Genomic DNA, 12,090 nt, shown 5'->3' on the forward strand with positions numbered 1-12,090 from the left:
AACCTCCCGCTGTGGCGGGGGCCGCCTCCCTCGCGCGGGGGATTTCGATCGGGGAGGGTGCATTTTGCGTGTTTCATCCCTATCGTCGCGGCATGGCTCAATCGAAGATCAGCACCAGGCGTGGCTTCAAGATCGTCGGCGCTGCGGCGGGTGCCGCGTTCGCCCTGATGGTCACGGCCGGGTGCAACGACCCGGCGCCCGCTCCGGAGCAGCAGCAGGAGCAGCAGGACGGCGACAACCAGCAGCAAGGCGACCAGCAGGACGGCGACCAGCAGGACGGCGGCGACCAGCAGGGCGGCGAGCAGGACGACGACTGACGTCGCGGCGCGGGTGCGCACTCGGGCCGAGCCTCGGCTGTGCATCCGCGCACCCCCGCGCGACCGGCCCCGATGCCGCCGCGAGTGAGCACCTACACTTCGGGGCGTGAGCCTCACCCTCGGAATCGTCGGGCTGCCCAACGTCGGTAAGTCCACCCTGTTCAACGCGTTGACCAGCAACGACGCCCTCGCGGCGAACTACCCGTTCGCCACCATCGAGCCGAACGTCGGCGTGGTGCCGCTGCCGGACGAGCGGCTGGACAAGCTCGCCGGGGTCTTCAGCTCGGCGAAGACGGTGCCCGCCACGGTGTCGTTCGTCGACATCGCGGGCCTGGTCAAGGGTGCCTCCGAGGGGCAGGGGCTGGGCAACAAATTCCTCGCCAACATCCGCGAGGCGGACGCGATCTGCCAGGTCATCCGGGTCTTCGACGACCCCGACGTGGTGCACGTCGACGGCCGGGTGGACCCGTCCAGCGACATCGAGACGATCAACACCGAGCTGATCCTGGCCGACCTGCAGACCCTGGAGAAGGCGCTGCCGCGGCTGGAGAAGGAAGCCCGCACCCACAAGGAGAAGCGGCCGGCCCTGGAGATCGCGCAGCAGGCCAAGGAGATCCTCGACTCCGGCCAGACCCTGTTCGGCGCGGGCCTCGGCAAGGACACGCCGGACCTGCGCGAGCTCAACCTGCTGACCACCAAGCCGTTCCTCTACGTGTTCAACGCCGACGAGGGCGTGCTGGCCGACGAGGCGAAGCAGAAGGAACTGCGCGACCTGGTCGCGCCCGGCGACGCGGTGTTCCTGGACGCCAAGGTCGAGGCGGAGCTCAAGGAGCTGGACGAGGAGTCCCAGCGCGAGCTGCTGGAATCGATCGGCCAGGCGGAGCCGGGCCTGAACGCGCTGGCCCGCGCGGGCTTCCACACGCTGGGCCTGCAGACCTACCTGACGGCCGGGCCGAAGGAGGCGCGGGCCTGGACGATCCGCCAGGGCTGGACGGCGCCGCAGGCGGCCGGGGTGATCCACACCGACTTCGAGCGCGGCTTCATCAAGGCGGAGATCGTCTCCTTCGACGACCTGATCGCGGCGGGCTCGATGGCGGACGCCAAGTCTGTGGGCAAGGTCCGGATGGAAGGCAAGGACTACGTCATGACCGACGGCGACGTCGTGGAGTTCCGCTTCAACGTCTGACGCTCGATTCCTTGATCGACCGAAAAGGCTGGTCGAGGTCGAAAATTCCAGGGCAGGGGCCAGATCTTGCGGTCTGGCCCCTGTCCTGTTTTCCGTCCGACTCGGCCGCCCCTTGCCGCGGCTACTGCCACAGGAAGAGGGCCCGCGGGTGGGCGAGGCTCTGCTCGGCCAGCGGGCACAAGGCGGGGGCGTCGGCTCGCAGCCGCTCCGTCGCGTCGGGGCCGAGAGGGGGTGACCTCCAGGTGGAACTGCAGGCCCCAGGCGACCGGCCCCGCCCTGAGCGGGGACATGCGGATCTCCTGGTGGGCGGAGCTGAGAGCGGGGGGATCTACACCGTAACGCGGCGGGTCAGCCCCCGATCGGACCGATGTGGCGGATGCCGGCGGCTCGCCATCACCAGCCCTGGCGTTCCCAGCGGTCATCGGCGAACACCCCGGAGCGGATCTCCGCCAGGCGTGGTCTAGCGGGAGCGGCGCGGGGTGAGCCGATCAAGGTCGACGCTGATTTCGAACGGCACCGGCCGCTGGAGGGTGCCGCGGAAGATGCCCGCCGGGGCGTAGACACCGGTCGGTCCGTCCAGTTCGTAGACGTGAACTGCCGCGGATGCGTCCTCGTCTCCGACGTACCAGTAGTGCCGGATGCCCGCGTCGGCGTACTTGCGGAGCTTGACCGTCCGGTCGCGGTGTGCCGATTCCGGCGAGACCACCTCCACCACGAGCAGCACGTCCCGCGGTTCGTACCAGGTCCGGTCCGGGTCGAACGGGGCCGTGGTGACCAGCAGGCCGGGCTCGGGCCTGTTGCGTGCGTCGAGCCGGATCGTCATCTCCCGTTCGACCTCGATGCCGGCGGGGGCCTGGCGGGCGAGCTCGACGGTCAGTCCTGTAACGAGGCGGCCGTGCCAGGACTGTTGCGGGGTTGCCGGGAAGCAGAGCGTGCCGTCGATCAGTTCCGTGTGTCGAGGCGCTTCGTGCAGGCCGTCGAGATCCTCTGCGAACCAGCCTTCCGCTCGTGGCGGGAACGACCAGGCGGCGGGCACCTGGCAACGGTATCGGTGCGCGGCGGACGGCCCTACCGGTCGGTGGCGGTGAGGTAGGTGGCCAGGGCCGTTCTGGTTTGCTGGAGGCACGTCAGGCGGTCGTCTATTGCCGCTAGCTGGGTTCGGAGGGTGGCCAGGACGTCCGGGCACGGTTCGAGGATCGGTAGTTCGCCCCTCGCGCAGGGCAGGACCGTGCGGATCGTTTCCGTGTTCAGGCCCGCCGCCAGCAGATTCCGGATCTGCGCGACGATCGTCACCGCTTCCTCGCGGTAGTAGCGGTAGCCGCTCGGCGCCCGTTCCGAGGCGAGCAGGCCCTGCTGCTCGTAGTAGCGCAGCAGGCGCTGGCTGACGCCGCTCCGGCGGGACAGCTCGCCGATCTTCATGAGATCCGGCTCACGCGTCGTTGACTCTGACATCACTGTCAGACTCTAGCGTCTGCGGCATGCGAAGCCAGCGGAGCGGTTGGGCCCTAGTGGCGTTGATGACCTGCGTGTTCGCCGTGGGCTCCGCCGAGTACGCGGTGATCGGCGTCCTGCCGGACATCGCGGCGGATCTGCACGTGTCGGTCGGCACGACGGGCCTGCTCGTCACCGGCTATGCGCTGACGGTCGCGTTGGCCGGGCCCGTGGTCACCGCCGCGACTACGCGGCTGCCGCGTAAGGCGCTGCTCATCGGCCTGATCGCGGGATTCACCGCGGGCAATGTGCTGGCTGCGGTCGCCGGCTCCTTCGGGCTGGTGATGATCGCGCGGGTTCTCGCGGCGCTCGTGCACTCCACCTTCTTCGCCGTTGGTCTGGTGCAGGCCGTGTCTGTGGTGGGCGAGGAGAGTCGTGGTTGGGCGATCGCAGTGGTGAGCGCCGGGCTCAACCTGGCGACCGTGTTCGGCGCTCCGCTGGGCACATTCATCGGTCATGAGCTCGGATGGCGCGCCACGTTCTGGGCGATCGCCGCACTGAGCCTGATCGCCACGGCGATCGTCGCGGCCGCTGTGCCGTCGTCCCGGGCGACCGGAACCTCTTCGGTGCGGGCGGAAATCAGGGCGCTGGGCAGCCGTGAGGTGTTCGTGGTCGTCGTGATCACGGTGCTCACGCAGATCGCCCTCTTCACGCCGTACACCTACATCGCCACGATTCTCACCGGCATCTCCGGTTTCGGGGGCGGGGCGGTGGCTTGGCTGCTGATGGCGTTCGGCGCGGGCGGGCTGCTGGGGAACCTGGTGGGTGGCCGGTTGGCGGATCTGCGGCCGTGGGGTTCGGTTCGCGGATTGCTCGCCGGAATGGCCGTCGCGCTAGGGGTTTTCGGGCTGGTCGTGCGGAATCCGGTGGCCGCAGCGGTGGGCGTGTTCGTGCTCGGGGCGGTGAGCTGCGCGCTGATCCCGGCGTTGCAGGCCCGGGCGTTCGCGGCGGCCGCGGGCGCGCCGACCTTGACGGTCGCGGTGAACACCTCGGCTTTCAACCTCGGCAACGCCGGCGGTGCGTGGATCGGTGGGCGGGTGCTCGACGGTGGCGCCACGCCGTACTGGCTCATCGGGATCGGAATCGTCGCCGCCTTGGTCGCGCTGTCGGCCACTGGTGTTCGGCGAAATGTTGATGTGAAAGGAAAAATCGATGTCCTTGTCCGTTGAGGTGCGTGGTTCGGGGCCCGGGTTGTTGCTGGCCCACGGCGCGGGCGGGTCGGCCGCGGCGAACTTCCCGTTCATCGACGAGCTCGCCATGAAGCACACGGTCGTCGCGCCGGACTATCCCGGCTCGGGCGGCACTCCGAAGGCCGGGCAACCTCTCGAACTTGACCGGCTCGTCGACGAAGTCGTCGCGTCGGCGGTCGACGAGGGTGTGGAAACCTTTGGCGTGCTGGGCTATTCGATGGGCACGACGGTCGCCGTCCGGGCCGCCGTGCGGTACCCGGAGCGCGTCACGTCGCTGGTGCTCACCGCCGGATTCGCCACCGCCGACCGGCACTTCCGGCTGAACCTGGACCTCTGGCAGCAGCTGCTCGACGGCCCGGACCGGGAAGCGCTCGCGCGATTCGTGCTGCTGAACTGCTTCAGCCCGGCGGCGCTGAACTCCATCGACGACTGGGACGAGATGTTCCGAGGCACCGCCGACGGCGTGCCGGTCGGCACCGGCGACCACCTCGACCTGCTGCGCACCGTCGACGTCCGCGCCGACCTGCCGAAGATCTCCGTGCCGACGCTGGTCGTCGCGACCACCCGGGACACCCTGGTGTCGCCGCACAACTCCGGCGAGCTCGCCGCGAAGATCCCCGGCGCGCGGCTGGTCGAGATCGACTCCGGGCACCTCATCGGCGCGGAGAACCCGAAACCGTGGCTCGCGGCGATCCAGGACTTCCTGGGCTGAGCTTCGCTCGGGCCCCTGCCTGACCGCAGTTCGGCGACCCGGCCACTTGCGCGGGGTCAGCCGAACGGTGTGGCCAGTAGCGGGATTCGACGCAGGTCTTCGACCGTGCAGCGCAGGCCGGCAAGAGCGCAGACAGCGCGCATGCAGATGTCGTAGTCGGGCTCGCCAGGATCGAGGTAGTCGTGTTCGACGGTGCCTGCCGCTTCGAACGCTGCGCGCAGTTCGGCCGGCATGCCGGGCAGATCTCCCTCGAGGTCGAGGTCGTCGACGTTGATCCAGGCAAGTTCCTTCCCGTCGACGGCGTAGGTGAGGCTGGCGTCGGCGTTGATGGAGAACATGCTCGTGGCTGCTACGCGACCGTTGGCGGACAGGGCGGTTGTGTCATCAACACCGACGGTGTACCCCGCGTCGTCGTACACGAATGTCCACGCACCGATGCGTCCTGCCAGCAGCGTCGCACCGCCGCCGGGTTCGCCGCCGAGGGCCGCAGCCGGCAGGGAGGTCCACTCGTCCGGCTTGCTTCGGGGCAGCTCGCACGGCCGGAACAACCGGGGTTTGGCGCCCAGCGCTTCCAGCGCGTCCGCAGGTTCGAGGTCGCGGACCACGTGCACGGCGTGGTTCGGGTCGTCGCTGGCCAACTCGGTGATCCAGATGGGCGCTCCGTCGTCGTCGAGCGTGTCCGGCGGAAATCCGGGCGTTGGCATGTGACCTCGTTTCCTGGCCTCGTGCGTGGTATCGCCAGGTATTCTCGTGCGCGCCGCCGGCCCCACCAAGAGTCAAAGGGGCAGAGTCGGATGGCCGGGGACTCCCTTTCAACTGCGGAGCAAAGAATCCTTGATCGCGATCTTCGGGTAAACCCTGACGTCCACTTCTCCGGACAGCTCTTCGGACTCGAACTCCGCAACGAGGCGCGTCTCCTCGTTCTCCGCTCGGATGCTCAGAGCGGTCGCACCTTCGCGGAAGAAGTGCCACAGAACGTCATCGCTTTGGCGCCACTCGAACCGGATGGAGTTCTCGAGCTGGTCAAAGCTGAGCCGGAGGGTTCCGTTCCCGGTCTCGAACTTCGCCCCCTGAATCCAAGGCTCTTCCAAGACTTCGGGCGCTTCGCCGAACTGATCGAGAAACTCCTGTTCGCCGGGGATGATCAGGGTCTTCATGATCTACACCGTAGTGAGCGAAACGGCACTCGCCGCGGCGCTCCGGGCTGCTCACGGCACCAGCCCGAGCGTGCCGAGGGGCCTGGGCGGCGGTGAGCCCGTTGAGCAGTAGCGTTGCGGCTTCCACCAGGCCGATGCCCGAGGGCGCGTGTGCGAGCGCATCCGCATCGAGCACGACGTGGTCGACGCCTGAGCTGGGCGGCACGTTCAGCCCCGTCGAGTTCGCCGGTTGACTGCTAGCGTGTCGAAGATGACCGCAGATCCGGTGCTGGTGATCGGCGCGGGCGTGCAGGGCCTGACCACCGGGGTCGTTCTCGCCGAGGCGGGCAGGCGCGTGCGCATCCGGACCGCCGATCGGCCGCGGGACACCACATCCGCGGTCGCGGGCGCGATGTGGGGCCCGGCGATGCTGCGGCCCGCCGATCGGGTGTTGTACTGGGTGACCCGGTCGCACGCGGAGTTCACCGCGCTCGCTCGCGACGAGAGCTCCGGCGTGCACCTGGCGGTGGGGCGGATGGCGGCCCGGTTCGACCTCGGCGACGCGGTCCCGCCCGAGGTGAGGCTGATCCCCGACCTGCGCCCATGCGCACCCGAAGAACTGCCGGACGGGTTCGTCAGCGGCTACCGCGCGACCGTGCCGCTGATCGACATGCCGCGCTACCTCGACCACCTGGTCGCCAGGTTCCGCGACGCGGGAGGCGAACTGCAGCTCAGCCCGGTCTCGTCGCTGGCCGACGCGGTCGCCGAATCCGCGACGGTGGTCAACTGCACCGGAGTCGGCGCGCGGGAACTCGTCGGCGACCCCGGTGTCCACCCGGTGCGCGGCCAGCACGTCGTGGTGCGCAACCCAGGGATCGACGAGTACTTCATCGAGCTCAGCGACTCCGGCGAGTTCACCGCGTACATGCCGCACGGCGACCGGGTGGTGCTCGGCGGCGTCGCGGCCGAGCAGGACTGGAGCCTCACGCCCCGCCGCGAGGACAGCGAGGGCATCCGGCGCCGGTGCGCCGAGGTGGAGCCGCGGTTGGCCGACGCCGAAGTGCTCGCGGAACTGGTCGGGCTGCGGCCCGGCCGGGAATCGGTGCGGGTGGAGGTCGAGCACTACGAAGGCGCGCGCATCATCCACAACTACGGCCACGGAGGCTGCGGCGTCGCGCTGTCCTGGGGATGCGCGTTCGAGGCCGCGGACCTCGCCGAAGAGGCCGACTGAGCCCGATTCGGCCTGGTCAACTGCCGTGAGTGCTTTTTGTCGCTATAGCAGCACAACGTACGCACGGGTCCTGACCAGGCCGAACGTCGTCCAGCCGGGAGCGATCAGGACTGGAGCTGCTCCACGACGTTGTCGATCTCCTGGGCGAGCGAGGTGTCGTTGGCCGTGATGCCGCCCTTCGAGTGCGTGGTGCAGTAGAACGTCACAGTGCGCCAGCGGATGTCCATGTCCGGGTGGTGGTTCTCGCTCTCGGCGATTTCGGCGATCCGGTTCACTGCCTGGATCGCCTGCGGGAAGTTGCCGAACTCGACGGTGCGGGTCAGCTTGACTCCGGACTGGGTCCACTCCGGCAGGTGCTGGAGCGCTTCGGAGACCTGGGTATCGGTGAGCAGTTCCGTCATACCGACATGGTGGAGGTTCGGCGCGCCGACCTCCACCCGGCGAGGCCGCGCGTCGCTCACGAGACGCGCCGCGGCCGCTCCAGGTAGGTGCCGTCGGGATCGGTGAAGCCGTAGGCGCGGTAGAGGCCGTGCGCGTCGTCGGTGTGCAGCATCCAGCGGAAGTCGCGACCGGGGCCGTCCTCGATCATGCCCTGCACCAGGGCCTTGCCGATGCCGTGGCCGCGCGCCTCCGGGAGGACGAACACGTCCGCCAGGTACGCCGTAGCCACGCCGTCGGAGAACGCTCGCGCGAAGCCCATCAACGCGCCGTCCGGCTTCCGGTAGACGCCGACGACGCGCCAGGCGAGGTCGATCTGCCGGTCGAAGTCCTCCCGCTTGCGCCACTGGCCCCAATACGCCTGCGTGGAAAGGAATTCCCACACCACGTCGCGATCGACCCGGGCCCGCGAATCGTCCACCTCGAACTCCATGCCCCGAGCGTATCGGCCGGGCCAACCGATTTTGCCGCACGACGGCCCGGACCAGCGGTGACAGCCGCTAGAGGCAGGCGTGCAGGGCGGTCAGGAGGCGGTGGGAGCGGTCGTCGAAGCCCTCCGTTCGCATCAGGCACGGGCTGAAGGCGAACGCCACGCCCAGGCGCGGCCAGCAGCCGAACAGCGAACCGCCCGCTCCGCTGTGGCCGAAACCCGTGGCCTCCGGCCCGTAGGTCTCGATCGGATCCTGCAGCTCGTAGCCCAGGCCGAAGACCAGCGGCCGGCCCGTGCCCGGATCGGTGCCCCGGCTCTCCTCCCGGCGAATCCGGTCGAGCGTCCGGCCGCCGACGAGCTTCCCGGTCACCAGCGCCGAATACACCGCGGCCATGCCGCGAGCGGACGCCATCGCACCGCCGCCCGGACTGCCGCTGGACCACCACGCCGGGGTGTTCCAGGGCGCGTCGTCGCCCAGCAGCGTGGGCGGATTTCCGTAGACCTTGTCGCGGTAGGCCAGGGCCTCCGGGGTGTTCAGCCGGTTCGCCACCTGGTAGTCGGCTGCGCGCCAGCGCCGCCCGGTGCGAGGCCACTCGGACTCGGGCAGCCCCAGCCAGAAGTCGGCCGGAACCCGCTCGGCGATCTCGGCGCGCAGGTACTCGCCGACCTCCCGCCCATCGACCCGCCGGATCAGCTCCGCCGCCAACCAGCCGAAGGTCAGCGCGTGGTAGGCGGTGGTCGTCCCGAACGGCCACAGCGGAGCCTGCGCGGCCAGCAGCTCGGCCATCGCCCGGACGTCCATCGACGCCTCGCGGGTGACCGGCTTCGCCGGGTACGGCAACCCGGCCGAGTGCGAGAGCAGCTGCCGGACCAGGACGTCCTGCTTGCCCGCCGCGCCGAACTCCGGCCAGTACCGCACCACCGGCGCGTCCGGGTCGATCGCTCCGCCGTCGACCAGCAGGGCGACGCCGGTGGCGACGATGCCCTTGGTGCCGGAGAACACCGGCATCAGGGTGTCGGTCGTCATCGGCTCGGTGGCCGCCTGGTCGCGGTGCCCGGCCTGCAGGTCGACGATCTGCAGGCCGTCGCGGAAGACGGCGAACGCGGCGCCCGCCGCATCGGCCGCCACCACCTCGGCGAACTCCTCGGCAACCCGCTCGAAACCCGCTGCGACCGACATCAGTTCTTTGCCTCCAGCTGGAAGTTTGGCGCGTCGCTCAGCAGCGACCGGGTGTATTCGTGCTGCGGCGCGGCGAACAGCTCCTCGGCCGGTGCCTGCTCGACGATGCGCCCGTTCTGCAGGATCGCGACCCGTTGCGCGATGTTGCGCACCAGCGCGATGTTGTGCGTGACGAACACCAGCGCCAGCCCCATCTTCTCCCGCAGATCCCGCAGCAGGTCGACGATCGCCGACTGCACCGAGACGTCCAGTGCGGAGGTGATCTCGTCGCAGATCAGCACCTCGGGCCGGGTGACCAGGGCGCGCGCGATCGCCACCCGCTGCCGCTCGCCGCCGCTGAGCTGATCCGGATAGCGCTCGGCGATGTCCGGCCGCAGCGCGGCGAGCTCCAGCGCCTCGATGACCCGCTCCGACGTGCCCTTGCCACCGGAATCCCCGCCGAGCACCGAGATCGGCTGCGCCACCAGGTCGCGGACCCGGCGGCGCGGGTTCAGTGACTCGTACGGGTTCTGGAACACGTACTGCACCTGGCGCCGCTGCTCGCGGGTGCGCTTGGTGCTGCCGGCCGCCAGCTCGGTGCCGTTCAGCAGCACCGACCCCTCGTGCTTCGGATGCAGGCCGGCCAGGCAACGCGACAGCGTGGTCTTGCCGCTACCCGACTCGCCCAGCAGCGCGAGGCAGGAACCGGGCGACACGCTCAGCGAAACGTCCTGCAGCACCGGGGAATCGGTGTACCAGGCGCGGATGTTGCGGACTTCGAGAACCGGTTCTGCTTCAGCCGCAACGGAATCCGACGTGCGAGCCGGTGCCACGAGGCGCCCGGAACGCGGATGCAGGCAGCGGATTTCGTGGCCGGAAGAGATCTCCTGCACCGGCGGCACCCCGGCGCGGCACTCGTCGGTCGCGGCCGTGCAGCGCGGCGCGAACGCGCAGCCGCCCGGGCGGTCCAGCGGCGACGGCGCCTGGCCGTCGATGGCCTGCATCGCCCGCTCGCCGTCCAGGTCCGGCACCGCGAGCACCAGGCCCGCCGTGTAGTGGTGGCGCGGCTCGTTCAGCACCTCGGCGGTCGGGCCGGTCTCCACGATGCGACCGGAGTACATCACCGCGATGCGGTCGGCCAGCTCGGCGACCACCGCCATGTCGTGCGAGATGTACACGCCCGCCGTCCCGTGCCGCTCGCACATCTCGCGGATCGTGGTCAGCACCCGCTTCTGGGTGGTCACGTCCAGGCCCGTGGTCGGCTCGTCCAGCACCACGACCTCCGGACGGCCGACGAAGGCCATCGCGATCGCGATGCGCTGCTGCTGACCGCCGGAGAGCTGGTGCGGGTAGCGGCTCAGGAACTCGTCGTCAGCGGGCAGCGCGACTTCGGCCAGCACCTGCTTGATCCGCTGCCGCGCCGCCTCGCCGGAAACGTCGTGCACGCCCTCCGCGAGCTGGGTGTGCAGCCGCAGCGCCGGGTTCAGCGCCGAGCCCGGCGACTGCGGGATGTACGCGACCCGGCGCCCGCGCAGCGCGGCGGCACGCTTCGGCGGGAGCGCGGTCAGATCGGTGTCGCCGACGCGGATGCGGCCGTCGGCGATTCGGGTGCCGCGCTTGCAGTAGCGCAGCATCGCCAAGCCGAGCGTGGTCTTTCCGGAGCCGGATTCACCGATCAGGCCGAGGATCTCGCCCGGCGCCAAGGTGAAGGTCACGTCGGCGACGATGGCGGCTTCCGAGGGCACGCCCCGGATCTCCAGTCCGGCGGCGTCCAAAGCAGCGGCGGTCATCGGCACCCCCAACGGGTCGACGGCAGGTCGTGGTCCGGGATCTCCCGCGATCTCAACGGAAACTGGACCTTCGATTTCAATGGAAATTGCGGATCACGAGTCGTCGGTGGCATCAGCGGGCCTTCTCGATGCCTCGGTCGACGCCCGCGACCGAGCGGGCCAGGCCATCGGCCACCAGGTTGGTGCCGATCGTCAGCACCGCGATGGCGATCACCGGCAGCGCCACCGCCCACGGCTGCACGGTCAGCGCGATCCGGTTCTCGTTGATCATCAGGCCCCAGTCCGCCGTCGGCGGCTGCAGGCCCAGGCCCAGGAAGCTCAGCCCGGCGACCAGCCCGATCGAGTAGTTCAGCCGCAGCCCGAGCTCCACCAGCACTGTGCCGGTGACGTTCGGCAGGATCTCGCTGAGCAGGATGCGAACCCGGGACAGCCCGATCGCCTCCGCCGACTTGACGAAGTCGCGCTCGGCGACCGACAGCGTCGCCGCCCGCACCACGCGCATCACCCGCGGCAGGTGGCTGCCGCCGACGACCAGCACCAGCAACCACAGCTCCGGGCCGACGACGCTGACGAACAGCAGCGCCAGCACCACCTGCGGGAAGGCCAGCGCGATGTCGCCGAAGCGCATCAGCACCTCGTCCAACCAGCCGCGCCGGTAGCCGGCGTACATGCCCAGCAGAGAGCCCAGCCCGACGCCGAGCAGCGTGGCCAGCACCGCCAGCACCAGCAGCGTCTGTCCACCGTGGAGGAACCGGGTGAGCACATCGCGGCCCAGGTTGTCGGTGCCGAACCAGGAGCTCGCGGTCGGATCGGAGAACGGCGTGTCCACGAACTCGGTGGCACCGTGCGGCGCCAGCAGCGGCCCGACGATCGCGGTCAACACCACCAGGATCGACAGCGCCAGGCCGATCTTGGTGCGCGGCAGGCGCAGCGCCGCCCGCCACGCGCCGACCGCGCGCGGCACGGCTGGAGCGGGAGTCGCTCGGATTTCCTCGGTCTGCGCAGTCATG

Annotated in this window: 14 protein-coding genes; 5 read left to right on the top strand and 9 right to left on the bottom strand. The window is 69.9% G+C overall.

Annotation, left to right across the window (positions count from 1 at the left end; all coding sequences use genetic code 11):
- The first annotated feature begins 92 nt into the window (after positions 1-92).
- Together AB0I53_RS27215 and ychF are read left to right on the top strand one after the other, a co-directional pair.
- A complete protein-coding gene (locus AB0I53_RS27215) occupies positions 93-317 on the top strand; it encodes a hypothetical protein (protein ID WP_358608636.1) in 225 nt (74 codons plus the stop codon).
- 106 nt (positions 318-423) lie between these two features.
- On the top strand, positions 424-1,503 hold the full coding sequence (gene ychF / locus AB0I53_RS27220) for a redox-regulated ATPase YchF (RefSeq protein WP_358608639.1): 1,080 nt from the start codon (positions 424-426) through the stop codon (positions 1,501-1,503).
- Between the two features lie 460 nt (positions 1,504-1,963).
- Here the strand turns inward: ychF and AB0I53_RS27225 are convergent, their stop codons facing one another.
- Entirely contained in the window at positions 1,964-2,539 is a 576-nt protein-coding gene (locus tag AB0I53_RS27225; RefSeq protein WP_358608642.1) for a Uma2 family endonuclease, read from the bottom strand.
- 32 nt (positions 2,540-2,571) lie between these two features.
- Entirely contained in the window at positions 2,572-2,922 is a 351-nt protein-coding gene (locus tag AB0I53_RS27230; protein WP_358608788.1) for a MerR family transcriptional regulator, read from the bottom strand.
- 59 nt (positions 2,923-2,981) lie between these two features.
- On the opposite strand from AB0I53_RS27230, the gene AB0I53_RS27235 reads away from it, so the two are divergent.
- Both AB0I53_RS27235 and AB0I53_RS27240 read left to right on the top strand, forming a co-directional pair.
- The gene (locus AB0I53_RS27235; protein WP_358608645.1) at positions 2,982-4,163 is read left to right on the top strand and encodes an MFS transporter; all 1,182 of its coding nucleotides are present in this window, start codon (positions 2,982-2,984) and stop codon (positions 4,161-4,163) included.
- Positions 4,147-4,896 carry an alpha/beta hydrolase gene (locus AB0I53_RS27240; protein ID WP_358608648.1) on the top strand — a complete coding sequence of 250 codons (750 nt, stop codon included), beginning with the start codon at positions 4,147-4,149 and terminating at the stop codon, positions 4,894-4,896. The genes AB0I53_RS27235 and AB0I53_RS27240 overlap by 17 nt, the downstream gene beginning before the upstream one ends.
- 56 nt (positions 4,897-4,952) lie before the next feature.
- On the opposite strand, the gene AB0I53_RS27245 is transcribed toward AB0I53_RS27240, so the two are convergent.
- Together AB0I53_RS27245 and AB0I53_RS27250 are read right to left on the bottom strand one after the other, a co-directional pair.
- Positions 4,953-5,600 carry a DUF6461 domain-containing protein gene (locus AB0I53_RS27245; protein ID WP_358608651.1) on the bottom strand — a complete coding sequence of 216 codons (648 nt, stop codon included), beginning with the start codon at positions 5,598-5,600 and terminating at the stop codon, positions 4,953-4,955.
- Positions 5,601-5,708: 108 nt separating this feature from the next.
- Entirely contained in the window at positions 5,709-6,053 is a 345-nt protein-coding gene (locus AB0I53_RS27250) for a hypothetical protein (protein ID WP_358608654.1), read from the bottom strand.
- Between the two features lie 250 nt (positions 6,054-6,303).
- Between AB0I53_RS27250 and AB0I53_RS27255 the strand changes: the two genes are divergently transcribed.
- Positions 6,304-7,263 (top strand): FAD-dependent oxidoreductase, encoded by a 960-nt coding sequence (locus tag AB0I53_RS27255; RefSeq protein ID WP_358608657.1) that lies wholly within the window; start codon positions 6,304-6,306, stop codon positions 7,261-7,263.
- A 104-nt stretch (positions 7,264-7,367) separates the two neighbouring features.
- On the opposite strand, the gene AB0I53_RS27260 is transcribed toward AB0I53_RS27255, so the two are convergent.
- The 5 genes from AB0I53_RS27260 to AB0I53_RS27280 form a co-directional block, all read right to left on the bottom strand.
- Entirely contained in the window at positions 7,368-7,664 is a 297-nt protein-coding gene (locus AB0I53_RS27260; RefSeq protein ID WP_358608660.1) for a 4a-hydroxytetrahydrobiopterin dehydratase, read from the bottom strand.
- Positions 7,665-7,720: 56 nt separating this feature from the next.
- A complete protein-coding gene (locus AB0I53_RS27265) occupies positions 7,721-8,134 on the bottom strand; it encodes a GNAT family N-acetyltransferase (RefSeq protein WP_358608663.1) in 414 nt (137 codons plus the stop codon).
- A gap of 67 nt (positions 8,135-8,201) precedes the next feature.
- Positions 8,202-9,311 (bottom strand): serine hydrolase domain-containing protein, encoded by a 1,110-nt coding sequence (locus AB0I53_RS27270; RefSeq protein WP_358608666.1) that lies wholly within the window; start codon positions 9,309-9,311, stop codon positions 8,202-8,204.
- Positions 9,311-11,080 (bottom strand): ABC transporter ATP-binding protein, encoded by a 1,770-nt coding sequence (locus tag AB0I53_RS27275; protein WP_358608669.1) that lies wholly within the window; start codon positions 11,078-11,080, stop codon positions 9,311-9,313. Before AB0I53_RS27275 ends, AB0I53_RS27270 begins: the two co-directional genes overlap by 1 nt.
- Before the next feature lie 112 nt (positions 11,081-11,192).
- The gene (locus AB0I53_RS27280) at positions 11,193-12,089 is read right to left on the bottom strand and encodes an ABC transporter permease (protein ID WP_358608791.1); all 897 of its coding nucleotides are present in this window, start codon (positions 12,087-12,089) and stop codon (positions 11,193-11,195) included.
- Position 12,090 lies beyond the last annotated feature (1 nt).

This window comes from Saccharopolyspora sp. NPDC050389 (assembly GCF_040655595.1).
GTDB lineage: Bacteria > Actinomycetota > Actinomycetes > Mycobacteriales > Pseudonocardiaceae > Saccharopolyspora.